This is a genomic window from Rhodococcus sp. P1Y (genome assembly GCF_003641205.1).
Lineage (GTDB): Bacteria > Actinomycetota > Actinomycetes > Mycobacteriales > Mycobacteriaceae > Rhodococcoides.
This window is the reverse complement of sequence record NZ_CP032762.1, coordinates 3,645,626-3,667,223: the sequence shown is the minus strand read 5'-3', so window position 1 is coordinate 3,667,223 and position 21,598 is coordinate 3,645,626. Positions and strand designations below refer to the sequence as shown.

Sequence of the window (21,598 nt, the reverse complement as noted above, 5' to 3'; positions counted from 1 at the left end):
CGCCGACAATGACGGCATCGACCCCGACAATTCGGGCAGTCCTGCTGAAGCGTTGCTGGAAGCAGTGTCCACGGCTGTGTCGAACGCAACACCGATTCCAGGGGTTTCCGAGTTCGTCGACGAGGACGATCTCGAGGAATTGGAACTCCCCACACTTCGCAGCCCCATCCTCGTGGCTGCCTTCGAGGGCTGGAACGACGCGGGAGACGCTGCCAGCGGAGCCGTCGAGCACCTTGAACTGATCTGGGACGCGACACCACTCGCCGAACTGGATTCCGAGGATTACTACGACTACCAGGTCAACCGTCCGACGATCCGGCAAGTCGACGGCGTAACCCGCGAAATACAGTGGCCGTCGACCAGGCTGTCGGTGTGCTCACCCCCCGGAAGTGCACGCGACGTGGTGCTTCTTCGCGGGATCGAACCGAACATGCGGTGGCGCAGTTTCTGCGATGATCTACTCGAATTCGTGGAGCAGCTCGGCGTGGACACCGTCGTGATCCTCGGCGCACTGCTGGCCGACACACCGCACACTCGTCCGGTTCCTGTGACAGGAAGTGCCTACAGCATCGAGGCCGCGGAACGCTTCAACCTCGAACAGACCAGGTACGAGGGTCCTACCGGCATCACCGGCGTTCTCCAAGACGAATGCGTCAAGGCCGGCGTTCCCGCCGTGTCGTTCTGGGCCGCCGTGCCGCACTACGTCTCGCAGCCGCCGAACCCGAAGGCAACGGTAGCTCTGCTTCAACGTGTCGAGGACGTTCTCGACATCGAGGTACCGCTGGGTGAACTCCCGACGCAAGCCGAGGAGTGGGAAGAAGCCGTGACCGAGATGACGAAGGAAGACGACGAGATCAGCGAGTACGTGCGGACGCTCGAGGAGCGGGGCGACGCCGAAGTCGATATCTCCGAAGCAATCTCGAAGATCGACGGCGACGCTATCGCGGCCGAGTTCGAGCGTTATTTGCGACGCCGCGGCCCTGGCAACTTCGGCTTGTGACCGGTGCTCCCCGGCGACACCTTGCTGGGCGCGTCATGCACGCTGACATCGGACCGCTGCGTCCTGTGAGTTCTTCCTGACTCCGCTGTAACCCGCCCGCATCGACCACGTCACCGGACGACGCGACAGTCGTGCAATGGCCAGTACACCGCGTTTCCTTCAGGGCGTATTTCCTTTCACCGGACATGGGTTGGACAAGCCGGAGTCGGTGGACTCGTCGACTACGTTCGTCGTCCCGTCGGGGTCGATTGCACAGCCGCTGTACTTCCGAGGCGGGAACTCGAGCGCCGAACTCGTGGTCGTCACCTTGCTCAAGGACGGCCAGCCGATGCGAATGTTCCCCATGGGCGCCAAGAGCGGGGTCAACATCCCACTGCGGGTCGTGGAGGACGTAGATCCGGACAGTGTGCTCGAACTCGTGGTCGCGGCTCCTCAAGGGACGACGGGCGAGGTCGTTGTCGATTTCGGTCTGGTGTTGATCTGATGGCGACCAGGCTGCTCGTCGTCGGGAACGGAATGGCGGGCGCACGGACCGTCGAGGAGATCCTGAAACGGGGCGCCCACCGGTTCGACGTCACGATGATCGGCGACGAACCCTACGGCAACTACAACCGAATCATGCTCTCGCACGTGCTCGCCGGGGAAACCGGCGTCGACGACGAGGACCTCCTGCTCAACCCGATGAGCTGGTACCGAGAGAACGGGGTGCGACTGTTCGCGGGAGATCGGGCGGTATCACTGGATCGGTTCGCGAAATCGGTCCGATGCGAAAGCGGCCGCACGGTCGACTACGACATCTTGATCATCGCGACGGGCAGCAACACCTTCTTTCCGAACATGGACGGACTGCGCGAGAAGGACGGGAGGCTGGCTCGCGGGGTGTTCGGATTCCGGACCATCGAGGACACCAACGGGATGCTTCAGATGGCCGCGTCGCAGGACGACTTACGCGCTGTCGTCATCGGCGGCGGTCTTCTCGGTCTCGAAGCGGCGTACGGCCTCCGCACCCAGGGACTCGACGTCGATGTGGTGCACTCGCCCGGACACCTGATGAACCAGCAACTCGACGAGCGCGGTGGTCGGCTGCTGCGCAACAAGATCGAATCGCTCGGGGTCGGTGTCCACACCTCGAAGCGAACGACGTCGGTCCTTCGCGGCGACGACGGTTACGTCGCCGGCGTCGGGTTCGGCGACGGCACGTCGCTGCCTGCGGACATGATCGTCGTCACGGCAGGCATCCGCCCGAATGTCGACTTCGCACGAGGGGGTGGCCTCGTCATCGAGCGCGGGATCGTCGTCGACGATCAGTTGCGTTGCGAGGACGAAGGATCGATCTTCGCGGTCGGGGAATGCTGCCAGCATCGCGGTGAGGTGTACGGCCTCGTTGCACCACTGTGGGAGCAGGCGGTCGTGTTGGCCGAGCATCTGTCCGGGTCGAATCCGTCTGCGGCTTATCACGGTTCGAGGTTGACCACCAAGCTGAAGGTCGCGGGCGTCGACGTCGCAGCGATGGGCGTCAAGGGCCCCGAACGGGACGACGACGAGTTCGTCCAGTTCTACGAGCCGCGCAGTGGAACCTACAAGAGTGTCGTCGTCCGCGACGGAAAGCTGATCGGCGCAACTCTGCTGGGAGATATCAGCAAGGCGAACTTCCTCACTCAGGCGTTCGACGAGAAGGTACCGCTGCCCGACGAGCGCATCAGCATGCTCTTCGACATGGGCACGCCGACGGCTGCCACGGGTGCGGCCGAACTCGCGGACGACGTGCAGGTCTGCAACTGCAACGGCGTGACGAAAGGTGCGATCGTCGCCTGCGTGCACGCAGGCGCGAAGTCGATGGGCGACATCACCGCCGCTACACGCGCAGGCAAAGGCTGCGGATCGTGCAAGGGACTCGTCGCCGACATCCTGGCCTGTGCAGCGGGCGGCGCCGTCGAAGCGGATCCCGCTGCCGACTGGTACGTACCGAGCATCCCGTTGTCCAAGACTGCGCTGATCGACGTGATCCGCACGCGAGATCTGCGTTCGGTCTCGCAGGTTTTCTCCGAGCTCGCTACTGCAGGACGCGAGGATGCGCCGTCGAAGATGCCCCTAGCATCGTTGCTGAGAACCATCTGGGGTCCGGACTGGGTCGACGAGCGAGGTGCACTGTTCATCAACGACCGGGTGCACGCGAACATCCAGCGCGACGGAACCTTCTCGGTCGTGCCGCAGATGAAGGGCGGAGTCACGACACCCGATCAGTTGCGCAAGATCGCCGACGTCGCGGACAAGTACAACGTTCCGCTGGTCAAGGTCACGGGCGGTCAGCGGATCGACCTGCTCGGCATCAAGAAGGAAGACCTGCCGAAGGTGTGGGGCGATCTCGACATGCCGTCCGGGTTCGCCTACGGCAAAAGCATGCGAACCGTGAAGACCTGTGTCGGTAGCGATTTCTGCCGGTTCGGCCTCGGCGATTCCACGGCACTGGGAATTGCGCTCGAAGAACGATTTCAGGGTTTGGAGACTCCGGCGAAGCTCAAACTTGCGGTCGCCGGATGTCCGCGAAACTGTTCCGAGGCTTTGTGCAAGGACTTCGGCGTCGTCTCGGTCGGAGACGATCGCTGGGAGATATACGTCGGCGGCGCAGCCGGGGCACACATTCGAAAGGGCGATCTCCTCGCAACCGTCGTCGGCGGTGACGAGGTACTTCGGGTCGCAGGCATCTTCATTCAGCACTATCGGGAGAGTGCCCAGTGGCTCGAACGTACCTACGCATGGGTTCCGCGCGTCGGTCTCGACGAGCTACGGAGCACGTTGATCGACGACGCCGAAGGGATCGTCGAAGGATTGGAGGAGCGGATGCAAACGTCCGTCGATGGATACAGGGATCCGTGGCAGGACCGCGTCGAGCAGAAGTCGCCGGCTCAGTTCACCCCGTCCCTGCCTTTGCTCCCGCTTCCTCAGGTGCCGGTCCGATGAGCGTCCCCGTCGGTGCCGTGGAGGATCTGACTCCAGGCGAGGGTCGCGCCTACGTGGTCGACGGCAAGCAGGTGGCCGTCTTCCTGCTCGGCGACGGTTCGGTACGAGCGATGGACGCGGTATGTCCACACAAGGGCGGTCCACTTGCGGACGGTCAGATCGATGGGACCGTCGTGGTTTGCCCGCTGCATCAGTATGCGTTCTCCCTCGATTCCGGAACCTGCCCCAGCGGCATCGACTCGGTGCGGACGTACCCCGCAACCATCGTGGACGGGAAGGTGACGGTCGAGGTCTGAATCCTCGACGAGTTTCACTGATCCGTGCCCGACGCCTACCCTGTTGCAGTGAGCGAATCGGGTGAGAACGCACGGTTGGGTGCGGCGGCTGCGTTTCTGCAGGAAGATCGCCTCAAGCTGTTCGCATTCACCGTGGCCGAGAAGCACGCCGAGTACCTGTGGGTGCTACGCGCGTTCGACATTGCCCGAGCGAACTACGTAGTCCTTCTCCATGCTGCGGACATCGCGGAGGTGCTGTCGAAGAACGCACCGGACGAGATCCGACCGAGCGCGGCCGAGATCGGTCCACTGCTCGAGCAGCTGCACTCGTGGGAATTACTCGAACGCAGTTACGACGGCTCCCGGGCCGCGACGCTCGCGGAGTACCGCAACCGCCACTTCGTGTATCAGTTCAGTCAGGCGGGGTACAAGGCGTTTCGCGCTGTCGAGGACGTTCTCGGCGCCCGGCTCGACGACGCGTCGCTCTCACGTCTTGTGCTGCCGGAACTACTGGCGGACATGGCCGAGCTCGCCGAGGCGAACCGTCAGGGCGACGGCGACCGGATCTATCGCAAGCTGAGCCGACTCGACTCCACGCTGTCCGAAATGGCGACGCGTGCAGCCCACTTCTACCTCGTACTCGGCGATCTCGTGCGCACGACGGAGATCACGCCCGAGACCTTTCTCGTCCACAAGGACGCACTACTGACGCACATGCGCGAATTCAGCTCGGATCTGGCGCGTTATGCGCCCAAGCTTGCCGAGGCAATCGCCGTCGTGGAGGCGACGGGTATCGATGAACTGATCACCCGTGCTGCCATCAGTGACGAACGTGTTTTCCTCACCACCGACGAACGTCGAGCGGACTGGAACGCCCGGTGGTCCGGTCTGTCGCACTGGTTCGTCGCCGCCGAAGCCGAGCTCAGCGAATCGGAACGGCTCCGCGAAGGGACAATGAGCGCGATCGCTGCGGTGTTGTCCCTGCTTCGACGTGTCACCGAGACCCGCAAGGGCGGGGTGAGCCGCGAGAGTCAGCTCAGGCACCTCGCCGGATGGTTCGCACACACGCCGACCGAGGACAGCGCACATGCCCTGTTCCACGCAGTGTTCGGACTCGGTCGCCCGCGCCACCTGTCGATGGTGCACCCCGACGCCGACATCATCCCGACATCGCGGTCGTGGTGGGAAGCTCCGCCCGTCGAGATCTCACGGACACTCGCCGAAACGGGCCGAAGTCCGTCGCCCGGTCTGCCGGGGCGGGTGCAACGCAACGACGGAGGCATCAGACGTCTACGCGAACAGCAGCTCGAAGCTCAACGCGTTCGGAGCGCCGCGGCACAATCCCTCGCCTCTACCGGGGTGTACGACCGCACGCTGGACGAGGAAGAGACCGAGGTGCTGCTGAGCCTGCTCAACGCAGCACTCACCGCCCGCGTCCGAGTGAGCGGTCGAACGGCAGGCTCCACCGGTTCCGACAGCGGCGTGAAACTGACGCTCAGCGAGAGCGCCACGTCCACAGTCGTCCGCACGAGTCGAGGCCGGTTGCATCTGGACCGTCTGCAGCTGGAGGTAGCTGAGGTGAGTCGCCGATGAGGGCTCGCGAAATACCCTCTCTTGCACTGGATTCCTATCAGCGTGCCGCAAGAATTGCGCTCTCGAATCACCTCGTGACTTCCACCTACCCGGACCGAATTGCGCTCCCCCTTCTGCGAAGGTGGGCAACCGAGCTCCGTGAGGACCTGCTCGAGCTGTTCGGGTACCGACTCGAAGTCACCGAGACGACAGCACGGCTTTTCCCTGTCCTCGACCAGCTCGACGCGACACAACCAGCACGGACCAGTTCTGACCGCATCTTCGACCGACGGCGTTACTCGTACCTGGCGCTCGCGCTGGCGTCACTCGGTCGCGCCGGAAACCAGATCACGCTGTCGGAACTGGCCGATCACGTGGCAGCCGAAGCAGGACAGGTCGAGGGAGTCGAACTCGAAGCCGATCGAGCGGCGGACCGAGACGCATTCGTCGACGCGGTCGGCTGGCTCGCGGCGCGAGGGGCCATAACGCTGGCCGACGGCGACGCGGGCGGGTGGGCCAGCAATCCATCCTCGGGTGAAGCGTTGTACGACATCGAGCGCTCCGTCGTCGTCGCGATGTTCCGGCCGCCACGGGCGGTGCAGCATCTGCGCTCGGTCACCGGTCTCCTCGCTGGGTCCGACGCTCCAATCGACGAGGACGACGGCACGGTGTCACCGACGGATCCGAAGGAGACGCTCCGCAAGGTGAGGCGCGCATTGATCGAGCGACCCGTGGTGCTGTTCGACGATCTGGATCACGACGGCCGTACCGCACTCGCGGCACAGCGCACCGTCGCCGACGTCGAGCTGCTTACTGGCTTGGTGTCCGAGCGACGTGCCGAAGGGGTGACCTTGATCGACACGTCGGGTCGGATGTCGGACATACGTTTTCCTAGCACGGGAACCATCGCGCAGGTCGCGCTGTTGCTTGCGGGTGAGATCTCGGACCGTATCGTCGACCCGGATGCCGCCGAACTCCCGCGACACCCGATACCGGACGACGACGGTCTGATCCAGCACCTCGACGACGCGATTCCGGGCGGAGGAATTTTCGACGCACTGGCCGAGTTCGGTACCGAGCCCGGCCGCGTCGACGACGGAATCGCATCGGAGACCTATCCGTTCGTGGAGAACAGTTGGATCGCAGCCACCATCTCCGACCTGGTCGAACGATTCGGTCGTACGTTCGCAGCTCAGTGGCAGGCCGACCCGACCGGACTTCGCGAACGCGCTGTGACGATGCTTCATCGACTTCGGTTGGTACACATCGTTTCCGGCGGAGTTCTCGTGTTGCCCGTCATCGCTCGCTACCGCGACGTAATGGTGAGCGTGCGCGACCGAACCCCTCAGGACTCCTTGTTCGACAACACCGTATCCACAGAAGCCGAGGCCACGTAGATGACCGCACACTCGCAGCGTTTCCGACCGACGCGAGCAGGGATCATCAACCTCTGGGATTACCGCGATCAAGAGTTCTCGTTCGCCGACGGCCGTCTGGTGCTGCGCGGCCCCAATGGATCGGGCAAGACCAAAGCGCTCGAGGTGCTGTTCCCGTTCGTGTTGGACGGCCGAATCGAACCGCGTCGCCTCAATCCGTTCGCAGGCGAGGAACGCACGATGAAGTCCAACCTGCTCTATCGCGGGCAGGAGAGCGCTCACTCGTACGTGTGGATGGAGTTCGGGCGTGGCACACGGGAGAACCCGGAATCGGTCACCGTGGGAATCGGAATGCGCGCGAGTCGCCAGAACGACAAGGTCACACGTTGGTACTTCGTTGCCGAAGGCCGTGCTGGGGTCGATTTCTCGCTCCTGGGGTCCGATGACCGCCCGCTCACCAAGAAGCAACTGGCCGAACAGCTCGGGACCGACGCGCTGACCGATCGCCCCGTCGACTACCGAGCCGCGATCGACGCCCGCATGTTCGGACTCGGCGTGCAGCGATACGACCAGCTCATCAATCTCATCCTGACGCTTCGTCGTCCACAACTGGCCAAGAATCTCGATCCGAAAGGTCTGTCGCAGGCACTGACGGACGGGCTACGTCCGCTCGACGATCAACTCGTTCTCGAGGCCGCACGGTCCTTCAGCGACATGGAAGAAGTCGGCCGCGCGCTCGAAGGGCTCGCGCAGGCCGATCTCGCGGCCAAGAATTTCGTCGGCGTCTACTCCAAGTACCTTCGAGTTCAGGCGCGTTCGGACGTCGAACAGGTCTCCCGTCGACTCGAGGCAGTCACTCACGCCACCACCGCCCATTTCGCCGCTGCCGCACTGAAAGAACGTCGGCTGCAGGAGCGGTTGGCAGCGGAGAAGCGCTTCGACGATGCCGAGCGCGCTCTGGATCAGGCGCTGGCCGATCGAGAGACCCTGCAGCGCTCGAGCGCGTACGAGGGTAAACAGCAACTCGATGACTTGGCCGAATCGGCAGGCAAACTGAAGATTTCAGCGGCTCAGCAATCCGAACGAGCACGCAAGGCGCAGTCCGACCTCGAGCAGCGTACGACCGAATCGGCACGCGCCGAGGCCGCGGTGAAAGACGCGGTGAGCGCGCTGGCTCGCGCCGAGGACGATCTCCAGTCCGCCGCAGACGACGCAGGAATCGCCTGGGCATCGATGCCGACGTCCTCACGCAGCGATCAGTTCAGCACCGCTCTCCGAGGTCATGCAGAGGAACGGGACGGCGATGTGCGCGCCGTTCGTGAGGCACTGGGCACCGTCGAGAAAGCGGCGACCGAGAGAGCCCGCGCAGACAAGAGCGCCGCACGTTCACGTGAGCTGCTCGAAGCCGCACGAGCCTCGGTCATCGAAGCCGAAGCAGCAGTCGAGCTGGCACGGGCACAGTACTCGTCCGCACTCCGGTCGTGGTGGTCGGAGCATTCCTCGATCTACCAGGACGCGGGAATTTCCGTCTCGGCGTTCGAGCTGCTCGATGCGGCGGTTCCCCACATCGGTGAGGACGACGCACCCAGCTCGGACACGGTCTTGGCCGAGGCCTCCACGGAAGGCCTCGAGTTGGTCCGCGCCAAGAAGGCGCAGGCTTCGGTGCGCGCAGCGGCACTGTCCGAAGAATTGTCCACGCTCCGCGCCGAACGCAGGGTGATCGAGGCTCAACACGACGACGCTCCCCCGCCGTTCGCCGCGCGAACATCGTCGCGCGACGGCCTCGCCGGTGCGCCCCTGTGGCAACTGGTCCGATTCCTCGACGGAATCGAGCCTGCCGAGGCAGCCGGAGTCGAAGCGGCGCTTCACGCCGCGAACATCCTCGACGGCTGGATTTCGCCGACGTCCGTGCCTGCGGCAATCGAGTCCGAGCACTACCTCGTGCCTGCCGCACCGAGCGAGCGACCCGCCGGGCGCACACTCGCCGATGTCCTCACCCCGGAGCCGGGGACCGATGTGGCCGAAGATGTCGTCCACGACATTCTGTCCTCCATTGCGCTCGGACACGGCGACCACGGGGTGACGGTCATCGGCGTCGACGGTCGTTTCCGCCAAGGTGTGCAACAGGGCCGCCACGTCAAACCCGACGCCGAATACATCGGGGCCACCGCACGAGCCCGACGGCGTGCCGCCCGAATCGAAGAACTCGACGCATCGATCGACGCGACGTCCGGCACCCTCGATGCCACCCAGCACGAGGAGCGCGCAGCGACCGAGCTGCTTCGTAGTCTGGCCGCAGCTGCGAAGAGATTGCCGAAGGCGTCGGGAATCATCAAGGCGCAGAAGGCAGTGACCGAGGCGGCGGGTGCACTTCGTACGTCTCAGGCAGGCGCGAGAACAGCCGACAGCGAACTCGATCAGGCCATCGCAGAATTGTCTGCCAAGGAGAAGCACCTAAGGACAACTGCAGTCGCACACCGGACTCCGCACATTGCTCGGGACATCGACTCGCTCGCCGCATCGATCCGTCACTTCGAGAACCAGGGTGAGCTCGTGCTGCGCAGGCGCGGAGAGCACGTGCGGGAAACCGAGCGCGGACGGGAAGCACTGAACCGACTCGAGGAGTCGACCGGTCTCGCCGAGGAATTGGCAGAAGAAGCGGCTATCGCCGAGGAAAACTACCTCCAGCAGGTCCAGCGTCTCGAGATACTCAGCGAGAAGCTCGGTTCGACCGCAGACCAGATCACCGCAGACCTCGACAAGGCCCGAGACAGGATCGAGGCATGCAAGGTCGAGCAGCGCGCAGCGCGCAAGTCGGACAAGGAAGCCGGAGAAGCGATCGGTAAGGCGGAAGGCGCATGCAACACTGCGCAGGAGGGTCTGCGTGCCGCGCTGACCGAAGCCCTGGGGGATGCCGCCAGATTGGCCCCATATGCACGGGTCGACCTTCTCGCCATACTTGGCGTACAGACCGTGTATTCCTGGCCCTCCAGCGAATCCGCTTGGCTCAGTGTCGAACAGATCCTCTATCGGATTCAGAACGCGCGCTCACCGGAGGAGGAGATCGCCGTCCTACCCACCGCCGTGTCCGGCCTTCACAGCGCTCTCGACGAAGCGACCAGCTCGGTCAAGGCGAGTGACACTTATCGCAAGAGCACACGCACTGCACTGACCGGTGCGCTCCAGGAGTTCGACTCGCAGCTGGCGTCGTCCGGCCAGGACTATCGGCTGCAGTGGGACGCGCCCGACGGACTCACGGTGGTGAGAATCCAGGACGAACAGGGTTATTCGTCGGTCGGCGACTTCGCGAACCGCATCGGTGACGCCCGCTCCAACCAGGAGACACTGCTCACCGAACACGAACGACGCATTCTGGAGGATGCTCTGCTCACCGGGCTCGCGCAGCAGATCCACGAGCGAACCGTCGACGCCCGCGAGCTCATCGCCCAGATGGCCGCGGAGATGAAGCAGCGAAAGATGTCCTCGGGCAACACGATCGGAGTGCATTGGGTACTCGCGGACAACCTCGACGACGGTGCTCGCGAAATCTCCAAGCTGCTCGATCGCGACGCCTCCGCCCTCGGCGCCGACGATCTCGCGAAGATGCGTGCGCACTTCGCATCCGAAATCAGAATCGCACGCGCCGCCAATCCCGAGCGTTCGTACCCGGAGATCCTGGCCACGACTCTCGACTACCGTCGATGGCGAGTGTTCGCATTCAGCCTCATTCGCGGTGACGGCACCGAGGATCGGCTCACCGTCGCACGGCACAGCGCACTGTCCGGCGGCGAACAATCGGTGTCACTCCACCTTCCATTGTTCGCTGCGGCGCACGTGATGCTGTCCTCGGCCGACCCACACTCCCCTCGTTTGCTCGCGCTCGACGAGGCGTTCGCGGGTGTCGACGACAACGGCAGAAGCGAATTGCTCGGGTTGAGCGTGCAGTTCGATCTCGATCTGTTCATGACGGGGTACGACCTCTGGATCACCTATTCCGATGTGCCCGGCTGTGCGCACTACGATCTCGCACATTCGACCGCGGAGAACACCGTCAGCGCCGCATTGCTGGTGTGGGAGAACGGGGAACTTCTGGCCGAACACGACGGGACGGATTTGGCGGCCGCGCTGGGGTCACCGTTGACGAGGAGAGTACCGACGCGTACCGAAGGTGGTCTCGAGTTTGTCCGATGACAGAGCCTCCGGCTGGCGGGGTACACCCGAACTCGACTCTCTACTCTCCGCTGCGCGAAAGAAACTCGAATCCAATTGGCTGAGAATCGGTGGCAACATCACCGTTCATCTCGGCGATCCGCCGGATCTGTGGCGCCTGTGCAGTGCGATCTCGCGATCCAACGCAGGTCTGCACAGCAGGGCGAAGACCAGCAGGCTCGATCTGGCGAGGCTCGACGAGTGGCTCGCACATCCGCTCAACGGCGGCCTCGGCTTGATCGACACGCTGAACGCACAGGCTCCCCTGCAGGACAAGAAGCGACTCGCTGCGGACAAGGCCGAGATGAAAGCCACGGCACTCGCAGATGCGCGCAGTCTGCTGAACGCGTCGGTTCACGGGGACTGGATCGACCACTGGCTCTCCTCGTTGCTCAACCAGGATGGAACTCTCGGCGGCAGAGTCGCCGTCGATGCGCTGAGAACCGCAGCGCACGTGCTCTCATTGCTGCCGGTCGACGGTTTGTCGCTGACCGAACTGGCTGAAAATGCCTGCGGCGACACCAAGGCGCTGTCCTCGGGCGGCGCACCGAAACTCGTTCTCGACGCACTGTCGCTTCGCGAAGGTATCCCGCGGCCGGTGGATCCCGTCGGTATTCGATTGCTGTGGGAGACAGCGGGTGTCTCGGTCGACGCATTGTCGAGCAGGGTCGTTCTACTCGGGTTCCGAGTCGAGGAGGACCACGTTGTCGCACGGTGGTTGAACGAGGCAGCGGATGTGGGCATACCGTTTCCGCTCACACTCGACATGATCGGGCGCGCCGCGCTCACCAATACTGCCGATCGAGTGTTCGTGTGCGAGAACATCGCCGTGGTGGCCGCCGCAGCTCGAACACTCGGCAAGGATTCGGCAGCCATCGTATGCACCGACGGTCAGCCGTCCGCCGCCGTGCACAGACTTCTGGGCGGTCTACGCCCTGGTACGGCCCTGCACTGGCGGAACGATTTCGACTGGCCGGGGCTGCAGATGACGTCGCGCGCCGTCGCCCGGTACGGAGCAACCCCGTGGCGGATGGACGAGGGCGCATACCGCCGTGCCCTCGATACCCGTAACTCGGAGCCTCTCAAGGGTTTTCCGGCCACCAGCGCATGGGACCCCGAACTCGCCTCCGCAATGCACGAGTCCGGCCGCGCTGTCATGGAAGAACGACTCATCCCGGACTTACTTGCGGACTTGGCCTGAATTCTCGCGCCGGCGACGATCGGTGCCGATTTTCAGCGCAGTGGAATTCCCAGTAGCGCGTCCACCGCGGCGGCGAATTCACCGGGCGCAGATGCGTCCGACCCGCCGCGCTCGACTGCGAAGCTCGCCCATGCGTCGAGCGCGTCGAGCGCCTTGGGTGTGTCCAGGTCGTCCGCGAGATGCTGACGCACACGGACGATGACATCATCGGCGCTGGTTGCGGACTCTAATGCGGCCGCGCGTCGCCACGTTGCGAGCCTGGTGTGTGCACGTTCCAGAACCTCGTCCGTCCACGCGCGGTCCTGACGGTAATGCCCCGACAGAAGCCCGAGGCGTACCGCGGCGGGATCGACCCCTGCGGCGCGGAGTTTCGACACGAACACCAGGTTGCCCCGGCTTTTCGACATCTTCTCGCCGTCGAGTCCGATCATGCCCGTGTGCACGTAGTGACGAGCGAATCGATCACCGCTCGTCGCAGCCTCAGCGTGCGCTGCGGAGAACTCGTGATGCGGGAAGATCAGGTCGCTACCGCCGCCCTGGATGTCGAATCCGGCGCCGATGCGGTTCAGCGCGATCGCCGCACATTCGATGTGCCACCCCGGCCGGCCCGGTCCGAACGGCGACGGCCACGAGGGCTCGCCTTGCCGTGCAGCACGCCACAGAAGTGCATCCAGCGGATTGTGCTTTCCTGCTCGGTCCGGATCGCCACCACGTTCGGCGAAGAATTTGTCCATCGTCGCTCGGTCGTACCCGGACTCGTATCCGAACTGGGTGTTGGCGTCAGCGCGAAAATAGACGTCGGGGAACTCCGCGTCGTCGACGACGTACGCGGCGCCGGAGGCGAGAAGCTTCTCGACCAACTGGATCACCTCGTCGATCGACTCGACCGCTCCGATGTAGTCGCGCGGCGGCAGTACCCGCAGCGCTTCCATGTCTTCGCGGAACAGCTGAATCTCACGCTGGCCCAGATCGACCCAGTTCTCCCCGTCTCGATCGGCCCGCTCGAACAGAGGGTCGTCGACGTCGGTGACGTTCTGCACGTAGTGCACGGAATGACCCGCATCACGCCACAAGCGGTTGACCAGATCGAACGTGAGATAGGTGGCAGCATGGCCGAGGTGAGTGGCGTCGTACGGTGTGATTCCGCAGACGTACATCTTCGCTTCCGTACCAGGTGTGACCGGCCTGACCTGACGATCCGCTGTGTCGTACAACCGAAGCGGCGGGCCCTGACCCGGGATCGACGGTACAGCTGTGTCGGACCAAGAATGCATGCGGTCGAGCCTATCCGAATCCCTACCCGGTCATTCCGCAGGCTCCACTCCACAGCTCAGAACGCGGGCCACGGTATCGGCCTACTGGACATCGGTTGCGGCATCACCGGGTTCGCGACGAGTGCGCACGCACGCCCCAGCAACGCCTCGATTTCGGATTCGGTGATGTGCCCCCGCACACGAGGCTCGACGCGATCGGCGAAACCATCGACGAATTCGACCACGTCGGCCATGAGGACATCGTCGACGGCAGTGCCTGCCCACCCCCACAGCACGGTGCGAAGTTTGTCCTCGCGGTGCAAGCAGATTCCGTGATCGACCCCGTAGACATATCCGTCGAGACCTTCCAACGCATGACCGCCCTTGCGATCGGCATTGTTGAGCAAAAGATCGAGTACGGCCATTCGGTTGAGGCGAGGATCGTCGGCGTGAATGAGGGAGACCTCTTCGCCGTCCCCGTCGTAGGCCTGCAGGACAGGGATCCACCCTGCAGGAACCAGGTCGGGTGGGCACAGATCCACCAATTCGACGCGATCGCCGTGCTCGCCGTGACGTTCCGGCGTGTCGATCCACCGCTGGACCATGCCGGGACCGAACGGACCGTCACGAAGAACCGTCGGCGGAATGACATCCCACCCGAGTGCGTCGGAAATCTCGAACGACGCCACCTCGCGGCCGGCAAGGGTTCCATCCGGGAAGTCCCAGAGTGGTACCTCCCCACGAACCGGCTTGTACACGCACCGGACGGGCGTTGGGTCGCTGTCTGTGGCGGCTTCGCACACGAGGGTCGCATTGCTCGCCGACACGACACGTCCAACGACCGTCAGCTCGCCCTGTTCCATCACCCGGCGCCCGTCGACCGGCGGTCGGCCTTCGGTCAAAGCTCTTCTCCGAGTTCGGATGCGGAGCCGAATGTCGCGTCCCGCCGATATCCGTTCGTTCGGATGCAGATATGACCGTCTTGGGTGAGCGGTTGGCCGCACAGCGGACACGGTGCACGTCCCGCCGCGATGACACGTTCGGAGCGCAAAGCGAATTCGCGCGCCTGAACGGGCGTCAGGAAAACGCGGACCGCGTCTGGGCCCTCCTCGGTGTCGTCGAGAACGACGGATTCGTCGATCTCGGACTCCGATACGGCGAGGAGTTCGACGACGACCGCACCCGCATCCGCGTCCCAGCCGAGCCCCATGGTGCCCACTCTGAACTCGGTGTCGATCGGCGTCAGCAGTGGACTTGTATCGCCCACCTCGGTCTCCTCCGGAGGTACGTCGGCTCCGAACCGCCGGTGGACCTCTTCCAGTAACAGACCCATCCGGTCCGCAAGGACCTGGACCTGTTGCTTCTCCAGCGCCACCGAGACCACACGAGCGTCGTGAACGGCCTGAAGAAAGAACGATCGGTCGCCCGGCTCACCCACGGTTCCCGCGACAAATCGATCAGGGGTGCGGAAAACATGTATTGCGCGTGGCATTGCACCTCCTGCAAATGTAGTTCCTGCTGTGGTTCCGAGCATCCGGAGCGTCGGACCCCGGTGTTCATTATCCGCTATATCGGCCCTAGGTCCCGGAACCGCCACCGGGAACGGCGTCGGATTCGGAATCCGTCGGAACATTCGCAGACTCGTCCACCGGTTTCGGTGGCGGTACGAGGGACGAAAGGTCCAGCCCCGTGTCGTTGGTGCGCAGGACGAACGATCTGGTGTTCGTGTATTTGACCACGCTTATCGACGCCGGATCGGCCACGATCCGCTGGAAGGCATCGAGGTGGCACCCGACGGCATCGGCGATGATCGACTTGATGACGTCGCCGTGCGAGCAGGCAACCCACAGTACGTCGCGGCCGTATTCCTGGGCGAGTCGCGCATCGTGCTCGCGGACCGCTGCCACGGCACGTGCCTGAACCTGCGCGAGTCCCTCACCGCCGGGGAACACTGCCGCCGACGGATGCTGTTGGACGACTTTCCACAGAGGCTCCGCCAAGAGTTCCTTGATCGTTCGTCCGGTCCACGTCCCGTAGTCGACTTCGACGAGCCTGTCCTCCACGACAGGCGTGAGCCCGCGTCTCTCCGACAGTGGCCCGACAGTCTGCTCACACCTCTGCATGGGCGACCTCACGATTTCCTCGATCGGCAGCGATCCCAAGCGCTCTGCAACCAGCGCGGCCTGTTCTCTGCCCTTGTCGTCGAGGTCGACTCCCGGCGATCGTCCCGCGAGTGTTCCTGCTGTGTTCGAGGTCGAGCGGCCGTGCCGCAGCAAGATCACCGTCATGACACCACCCTAATAGCGGTCAGGAGTCGGTCGAGCTCGAGAGTCGGTCGAGCTCGAGAGTCACCGGCGGAGCCGGAGATCAGGTTGCCGAGACGACGCCTGCCGACAACAGGGCCATGACGCCGATTCCGAGCACGATGCGATATCCGACGAACCAGTACAGCGAGTGGTTGGCGACGAACTTCAGAAGCCACGCGATGGACGCATAGCCGAGTGCGAACGCAATGACGGTCGCAACCACCAGCTGCGGCGCCGACGCGTTCAATCCTTCCCCTGCCGGTTCGAACGCGTCGGGAAGCGAGAACAAACCCGATGCGGTGACGGCGGGGATGGCGAGCAGGAACGAGAACCGGACGGCCGCTTCGCGTTCGAGACCCATGAACAGGCCGGCACTGGTCGTGGCGCCGGATCGAGATACACCCGGAATCAAGGCCAGACACTGAGCGGCACCCATTATGAGCCCGTCCTTCGTCGTGATCTTCTCGATCGGCCGCTGCTTCGAACCCACGAATTCGGCAACGGCGATGACGATCGCGAACACGATGAGCATCGTCGCGATGAGCCACAGATTGCGAGCGCCCGTCCGAATTTGCTCTTTGAAGGCAAGGCCGAGCACGCCGATGGGAATAGTGGCAATGATCACATACCAGCCCAGTCGGTAGTCGAGATCGCGTTTCGCCTTGTCCAGCAGCCCTGCGAACCACGCGCGCACGATCCGAACGATGTCGCGCCAGAAGAACAGCAACACTGCGGCTTCGGTGCCGAGCTGGCTGACCGCGGTGAAGGACGCACCGGCGTCGTCACCGAAGAACACCTCCGACACGATGCGCAGGTGGCCTGAGGACGAAATCGGGAGAAACTCGGTCAGGCCCTGCACCGCCCCGAGGACAATTGCCTGCAACCAGGTCATCGATTCGCCGATCACGAACTGGCCTTCGCTGCTCCGAGTACACGTTTCACGGGCCTGACCGTACCCGGCAGCCGCATCGCGGTCAGCTCGGACATACGTGTTCGGCGCGGCAGGCTCGCACCCGGCTGCCCACCGCACTACTCTGCTCACCTGGCGCCGCACGCGTCCGAGACAACGTGAGGAACCCTCGACACCATGAAGCAGAGATCAGTCGGCTCCAGCGGACTACGAGTGTCCCGTCTCGGCTTGGGAACCCTCGGCTGGGGCAGTGGAACGGACGGCGACGACGCGGCGGCGCAGCTGTCGGCGTTCGCCGAAGCAGGTGGCACTCTCGTCGACACATCTCCGTCGTACGGCGAGGGACGGGCGCAGCGTGTGCTCGCCGAGGTTCTCGACGACGTCGTACCGCGACGTGAACTGGTCGTCAGTGGATCGGCCGGAGTCACGACCTGGGCGGGCCGCTACCGCATCGATTGCTCGAGGCGGTCCCTTCTGAACCAGCTCGAGACCACGCTGCGTGAGCTGGGAACCGACTATCTCGACCTGTGGCAAGTCGGCGCGTGGGACGAGCACACTCCCGTCGATGAGATCGCGGCAACACTCGACTACGCGGTCACCAGCGGCAAGGTTCGATACGTCGGGGCTCGCGGCTACCTCGGATGGCAGTTGGCGACGGCCGCTGGGTCCGCAGGCGTCGGCCGGATCGTCGCCACCCAGGCCGAGTACTCGCTTCTCGCGCGTGGTGTCGAGGACGAGTTGCTGCCTGCTGCCAGGCACCACGGCGCGGGCGTCCTTGCTGCGGTCCCTCTTGCCGGTGGCGTTCTGACCGGCAAGTACACCTCGGGAACACCCGCGGACTCCCGCGGAGCCGACGACGCTCACGCGCAGTCGATCGCGTCGTACCTGACCGACTCGGCCATGGGCGTCGTCGACGCCGTCGTGACTGCTGCAAGCGGGCTGGCGACGTCGCCGTTGACCGTTGCGATCGCGTGGGCGAGAGATCGTCCAGGTGTTGCGGCGGCGATCGTCGGTGCTCGCGACCTGGCGCAGCTGACCGGCATCCTGGTTGCCGAGGAACTCGAGCTACCGCCCGCGATCGCTGCCGCACTCGACGACGTCAGCAGCTGACCCTGCACAGGCTAACCTCGTCTTCGTGAAGTTGTGTTCGCGAATCGTGGTGTTCGGGGTATCCGGGGCTCTTGCCATGACGCTCGTCTCCTGTTCCGGTCCGGAAGAGTCCGGTAGCGATGCCGGTTCGGTAGTCGGGCCGCGCACGGCCGTGATCTCCGATCCCGACCCCGACCCGATCCAGTCGGCGCCTGTTCCGGCTCTGCCAGCGACCGTCCGGAGTTTCGACGGAGTCGACGTGACGGTGTCCGACGCCAGCCGCATCGTCACGGCCGACCAGTACGGCACGTTGACCACGACGGTCTATGCCCTCGGTCTCGGCGACAACCTCGTCGGTCGCGACACCTCCGCGGAGTTTCCTGCCGTGGCAGGCGTTCCGGATGTGACACCGGGCGGCCATTCATTGAGCGCCGAGGGGATTCTCGCCCTGAACCCGACCGTGGTGCTCACGGACACGAGCATCGGACCTCGCGCAGTCCAGGACCAGCTTCGCGCAGCAGGCATTCCCGTCGTCTTCTTCGATCCGACCCGTACGATGAACGGCGTCACCGATCAGATCAACGCTGTCGCAGCGGCTCTCGGTGTGGCCGAGCAAGGCGCGCGGCTGGCCGAGCGAACAACCCAGGAGATCGCCGAGGCCCGTGATCTTGCGCCGACCGACGGCCCACCGCTGAAAATTGCCTTCCTGTACATGCGAGGACCCGCAGTCAAGATGCTCGCCGGACCGGGATCCGGAGCCGACGAGCTAGTCGAGGCCCTCGGAGCCGAGGACGCAGGAACCGTGTCCGGGTTGTCCGAGCAGTTCGTTCCGATCACCAGCGAAGCTCTCATCGCCGCGTCGCCCGATGTCATCCTGATGATGACCGGTGGCCTGGAATCGATCGGCGGAATCGACGGTCTCGAAGAGGTACCGGGTATCGCTCAGACGCCCGCCGGGCGAGACGAGCGCGTCGTGGACATGGCCGACGGTGTCGTACTGAGTTTCGGGCCCAACACCGGGAAAGTGCTGACGGCGCTGGCGAAAGCCGTCTACGAACCCCAGCAATGACGAAGACCGACGCCACGCCTCCCGGTGCGACACCGTCCGGGGCGACACCGTCTGCTCCGGAAAGGTCGGGCACGACAACGAAGCGGCGGTCTCGCGTACGGCCGGTATCGGTGTTCGCCGCACTCGTCGTACTGACGTGTGCACTTGCTGTGTTCTCGGCCTGTGTCGGCCAGGTCCCGACCACTCCGTTCGAGGTGCTCGGCAGTGTGTTCCATCGACTCGGACTCGATGTGGGGCCCATGCCTGCTCATCCGAGCGGCGACGTCACGCTGTGGCAAGTTCGATTTCCCCGCATAGCCCTCGGCGCCGTTGTCGGCGCGAGTCTGGGATGCGCGGGTGCGCTGCTACAGGGCGTGTTCGCCAATCCCCTCGCCGAGCCCGGGGTGATCGGGGTGTCGTCGGGAGCAGCGGTCGGCGCATCCTCGATGATCGTTCTCGGCGGAGCGTTCGCGGGCGTGTGGTGGGTAGCGGCGGCAGCGTTCGTCGGCGGGTTGATCACGACTGTTGCCGTCTACGTGCTGGCGCGCGGAGGCGGCCGAACCGAAGTGGTGACCCTGATCCTGACGGGCGTGGCTGTCAACGCGTTCGCGGGAGGCCTGATCGCCTTCTTCACCTTCGTCGCCTCGCCGGCTGCCCGCGATCAGATCGTGTTCTGGCAACTCGGTTCGCTGGCAGGCGCCACGTGGCAGGCCGTGTCGGTGGTCGCGCCTCTCGCTCTGGTGGGAATATGCGCCTCGATGGTCATCGCCACACGGCTCGACCTGCTCGCCCTCGGCGAGAACGTCGCGCGACACCTCGGCGTCGATGTAGAACGACTACGCCAGACTGCGATCGTGATCGTCGCTGTTCTCGTTGCATCGGGAGTGGCCTTCACCGGCATCATTTTGTTCGTCGGCTTGGTTGTTCCCCACCTGATGCGCATGATGCTCGGACCTGCGCACCGGACCTTGGTCCCCGCGAGCGCGCTCTGCGGTGCGGTGGTCCTGCTCGCTTCGGATCTCGTTGCTCGAAGCCTCGTCGACAATGTCGACATGCCGCTCGGAATGATCACCTCGCTCGTCGGTGCGCCCTTTTTCTTCTGGATGTTGAGAAGGACGCGCGCGAGGCAGGGCGGGTGGGCGTGAGTCTTTTCGCGCGGCGGCCCGATCCGGTCGAGAGACCCGATCGCGGTCAGGCAACGATGCGCGCCCGCGGTGTCGATGTGGTCCGCTCGGGCCGAACAATTCTCAGTGGCATCGACCTCGACGTGATCTCGGGTGAGGTCCTGGCTCTGGTCGGCCCCAACGGCGCAGGCAAGTCGACCCTGCTCGCTGCGCTCGCCGGCGAACTCCCAGCTCGTTCCGGGACCGTCGAGCTGCACGGCAGACCGCTCGAGGACTGGTCGCGCAGCAAGATTGCGCGCAGGCGCGCCGTGTTGCCGCAGGAGCACACCGTCGGGTTCGCGTTCACCGCCGAGCAGGTCGTCCGGATGGGCCGCTCCCCGTGGCACGGCACCCCGCAGGCCGACGAAGACGAGGTCGCAGTCTCGTCCGCGATGTCCGAGTGCGATGTGACCGGGTTCGGACATCGTCCGTTCGCCAGCTTGTCCGGTGGCGAACGCGCACGGGTCTCGCTCGCGCGCGTACTCGCTCAGCGGGCGTCGACAGTGCTCCTGGACGAACCGACTGCAGCGCTCGACATCGGTCACCAGGAGTCGGTGATGGCGGTGGCCGCCGGACGAGCCATGCGTGCGGACGCGGTCGTCGTCGTGCTTCACGACCTGGCTCTCGCCGCCGCGTATGCAGACCGAGTCGCGATAATGTCGCAGGGACAGATCGTGTCGGTCGGCCCGCCGCGCCTGGTATTGAACGCCGACGTACTGACCAGGGTGTACAACCATCCCGTGGAAGTGTTCGACCACCCACGGACCGGAGCGCAAGTGGTGCTGCCGTGTCGCGGGGACTAGATGCTCTCGATGACCGACCCGACTCGACCCAAGAACGACCGAACCGCCGACGAGTCTCTCGTGCCCGTGCTGAGATCGCCGGCATGAGTGACCGCGTCGCGGACCGCCGCTACGATGCTTCGTTCGTCGGTCAGATCGATTTCCGTCACCGATTGTTCGGATACCGCTGTTACATCGGACTTGTCCGGCACGGGAGTCGGAAGGTTTCTCCGATAGATTTCCAGATACAGCGTGGATTTGTGAACGCGGAACGCGAAAGGCCGGTTGTCCTCGGTCGTCCCGAACCCGCTGGCCTGCGCTCCGGTGGTGACCTGCTCGATGGCGAATCCGCGCTCTACACCTGCGTGGAAGACACTGTCGTCGGTGATCAACTGAAAAACTCCTCGTCGTTTCCCCTCGAACACGGTACCGCCGCGGCGGCGGTCAGCCGAT

The 21,598-nt window shown here is 64.5% G+C and carries 18 protein-coding genes; 12 read left to right on the top strand and 6 right to left on the bottom strand.

Going from position 1 to position 21,598, the window contains the following annotated elements; translation table 11 throughout:
* The first annotated feature begins 94 nt into the window (after positions 1-94).
* The 8 genes from D8W71_RS16990 to D8W71_RS16955 all read left to right on the top strand — a co-directional run bounded on the left by D8W71_RS16990 (position 95) and on the right by D8W71_RS16955 (position 12,594).
* Positions 95-1,000, top strand: coding sequence for a PAC2 family protein (locus tag D8W71_RS16990; protein WP_121119402.1), 906 nt, complete (start codon positions 95-97; stop codon positions 998-1,000).
* 136 nt (positions 1,001-1,136) lie between these two features.
* Complete coding sequence (locus D8W71_RS16985; protein ID WP_121114990.1) at positions 1,137-1,484, top strand: molybdopterin oxidoreductase; 348 nt, start codon at positions 1,137-1,139, stop codon at positions 1,482-1,484.
* Positions 1,484-3,961: a nitrite reductase large subunit NirB gene (gene nirB / locus D8W71_RS16980; RefSeq protein ID WP_121114988.1), complete on the top strand. Its 2,478-nt coding sequence runs from the start codon at positions 1,484-1,486 to the stop codon at positions 3,959-3,961. Before D8W71_RS16985 ends, nirB begins: the two co-directional genes overlap by 1 nt.
* Positions 3,958-4,257 carry a Rieske (2Fe-2S) protein gene (locus tag D8W71_RS16975; RefSeq protein ID WP_121114986.1) on the top strand — a complete coding sequence of 100 codons (300 nt, stop codon included), beginning with the start codon at positions 3,958-3,960 and terminating at the stop codon, positions 4,255-4,257. The genes nirB and D8W71_RS16975 overlap by 4 nt, the downstream gene beginning before the upstream one ends.
* A gap of 75 nt (positions 4,258-4,332) precedes the next feature.
* The gene (locus D8W71_RS16970) at positions 4,333-5,829 is read left to right on the top strand and encodes a TIGR02677 family protein (protein WP_201265419.1); all 1,497 of its coding nucleotides are present in this window, start codon (positions 4,333-4,335) and stop codon (positions 5,827-5,829) included.
* Positions 5,826-7,205: a DUF2398 family protein gene (locus D8W71_RS16965; RefSeq protein ID WP_121114981.1), complete on the top strand. Its 1,380-nt coding sequence runs from the start codon at positions 5,826-5,828 to the stop codon at positions 7,203-7,205. Before D8W71_RS16970 ends, D8W71_RS16965 begins: the two co-directional genes overlap by 4 nt.
* A complete protein-coding gene (locus D8W71_RS16960) occupies positions 7,206-11,375 on the top strand; it encodes a TIGR02680 family protein (RefSeq protein WP_121114979.1) in 4,170 nt (1,389 codons plus the stop codon). It begins immediately after the preceding gene.
* On the top strand, positions 11,365-12,594 hold the full coding sequence (locus D8W71_RS16955; RefSeq protein WP_236077470.1) for a DUF2399 domain-containing protein: 1,230 nt from the start codon (positions 11,365-11,367) through the stop codon (positions 12,592-12,594). Before D8W71_RS16960 ends, D8W71_RS16955 begins: the two co-directional genes overlap by 11 nt.
* A 32-nt stretch (positions 12,595-12,626) precedes the next feature.
* On the opposite strand, the gene mshC is transcribed toward D8W71_RS16955, so the two are convergent.
* The 5 genes from mshC to D8W71_RS16930 form a co-directional block, all read right to left on the bottom strand.
* Positions 12,627-13,868: a cysteine--1-D-myo-inosityl 2-amino-2-deoxy-alpha-D-glucopyranoside ligase gene (gene mshC, locus D8W71_RS16950; protein WP_121114975.1), complete on the bottom strand. Its 1,242-nt coding sequence runs from the start codon at positions 13,866-13,868 to the stop codon at positions 12,627-12,629.
* 56 nt (positions 13,869-13,924) lie between these two features.
* Positions 13,925-14,710 carry an SCO1664 family protein gene (locus D8W71_RS16945; RefSeq protein ID WP_201265418.1) on the bottom strand — a complete coding sequence of 262 codons (786 nt, stop codon included), beginning with the start codon at positions 14,708-14,710 and terminating at the stop codon, positions 13,925-13,927.
* Positions 14,711-14,745: 35 nt separating this feature from the next.
* Complete coding sequence (locus D8W71_RS16940) at positions 14,746-15,339, bottom strand: DUF3090 domain-containing protein (protein WP_121119400.1); 594 nt, start codon at positions 15,337-15,339, stop codon at positions 14,746-14,748.
* 85 nt (positions 15,340-15,424) lie between these two features.
* The gene (locus D8W71_RS16935) at positions 15,425-16,135 is read right to left on the bottom strand and encodes a histidine phosphatase family protein (protein WP_121114971.1); all 711 of its coding nucleotides are present in this window, start codon (positions 16,133-16,135) and stop codon (positions 15,425-15,427) included.
* 79 nt (positions 16,136-16,214) lie between these two features.
* Positions 16,215-17,057 carry an undecaprenyl-diphosphate phosphatase gene (locus D8W71_RS16930; RefSeq protein ID WP_201265417.1) on the bottom strand — a complete coding sequence of 281 codons (843 nt, stop codon included), beginning with the start codon at positions 17,055-17,057 and terminating at the stop codon, positions 16,215-16,217.
* Between the two features lie 183 nt (positions 17,058-17,240).
* Here D8W71_RS16930 and D8W71_RS16925 point away from each other — a divergent pair, with 183 nt between their 5' ends.
* The 4 genes from D8W71_RS16925 to D8W71_RS16910 all read left to right on the top strand — a co-directional run bounded on the left by D8W71_RS16925 (position 17,241) and on the right by D8W71_RS16910 (position 21,166).
* Complete coding sequence (locus D8W71_RS16925; protein WP_121114969.1) at positions 17,241-18,173, top strand: aldo/keto reductase; 933 nt, start codon at positions 17,241-17,243, stop codon at positions 18,171-18,173.
* A gap of 76 nt (positions 18,174-18,249) precedes the next feature.
* The gene (locus D8W71_RS16920) at positions 18,250-19,221 is read left to right on the top strand and encodes a heme/hemin ABC transporter substrate-binding protein (RefSeq protein WP_121119396.1); all 972 of its coding nucleotides are present in this window, start codon (positions 18,250-18,252) and stop codon (positions 19,219-19,221) included.
* Complete coding sequence (locus tag D8W71_RS16915) at positions 19,218-20,345, top strand: FecCD family ABC transporter permease (RefSeq protein WP_121114967.1); 1,128 nt, start codon at positions 19,218-19,220, stop codon at positions 20,343-20,345. The genes D8W71_RS16920 and D8W71_RS16915 overlap by 4 nt, the downstream gene beginning before the upstream one ends.
* On the top strand, positions 20,336-21,166 hold the full coding sequence (locus D8W71_RS16910) for a heme ABC transporter ATP-binding protein (RefSeq protein ID WP_442971979.1): 831 nt from the start codon (positions 20,336-20,338) through the stop codon (positions 21,164-21,166). The genes D8W71_RS16915 and D8W71_RS16910 overlap by 10 nt, the downstream gene beginning before the upstream one ends.
* On the opposite strand, the gene D8W71_RS16905 is transcribed toward D8W71_RS16910, so the two are convergent.
* Complete coding sequence (locus D8W71_RS16905) at positions 21,163-21,537, bottom strand: hypothetical protein (protein ID WP_121114965.1); 375 nt, start codon at positions 21,535-21,537, stop codon at positions 21,163-21,165. The genes D8W71_RS16910 and D8W71_RS16905 overlap by 4 nt on opposite strands.
* Positions 21,538-21,598: the final 61 nt, after the last annotated feature.

Bases quoted from the DNA above. Each gene is read 5' to 3' on its own strand.
- D8W71_RS16945 (WP_201265418.1), bottom strand. From the start codon at position 14,710: ATGGAACAGGGCGAGCTGACGGTCGTTGGACGTGTCGTGTCGGCGAGC.
- D8W71_RS16915 (WP_121114967.1), top strand. From the start codon at position 19,218: ATGACGAAGACCGACGCCACGCCTCCCGGTGCGACACCGTCCGGGGCG.
- D8W71_RS16985 (WP_121114990.1), top strand. From the start codon at position 1,137: ATGGCCAGTACACCGCGTTTCCTTCAGGGCGTATTTCCTTTCACCGGA.
- D8W71_RS16940 (WP_121119400.1), bottom strand. From the start codon at position 15,339: ATGCCACGCGCAATACATGTTTTCCGCACCCCTGATCGATTTGTCGCG.
- D8W71_RS16960 (WP_121114979.1), top strand. From the start codon at position 7,206: ATGACCGCACACTCGCAGCGTTTCCGACCGACGCGAGCAGGGATCATC.
- D8W71_RS16975 (WP_121114986.1), top strand. From the start codon at position 3,958: ATGAGCGTCCCCGTCGGTGCCGTGGAGGATCTGACTCCAGGCGAGGGT.
- D8W71_RS16920 (WP_121119396.1), top strand. From the start codon at position 18,250: ATGACGCTCGTCTCCTGTTCCGGTCCGGAAGAGTCCGGTAGCGATGCC.
- D8W71_RS16965 (WP_121114981.1), top strand. From the start codon at position 5,826: ATGAGGGCTCGCGAAATACCCTCTCTTGCACTGGATTCCTATCAGCGT.
- D8W71_RS16935 (WP_121114971.1), bottom strand. From the start codon at position 16,135: ATGACGGTGATCTTGCTGCGGCACGGCCGCTCGACCTCGAACACAGCA.
- nirB (WP_121114988.1), top strand. From the start codon at position 1,484: ATGGCGACCAGGCTGCTCGTCGTCGGGAACGGAATGGCGGGCGCACGG.
- mshC (WP_121114975.1), bottom strand. From the start codon at position 13,868: ATGCATTCTTGGTCCGACACAGCTGTACCGTCGATCCCGGGTCAGGGC.
- D8W71_RS16925 (WP_121114969.1), top strand. From the start codon at position 17,241: ATGAAGCAGAGATCAGTCGGCTCCAGCGGACTACGAGTGTCCCGTCTC.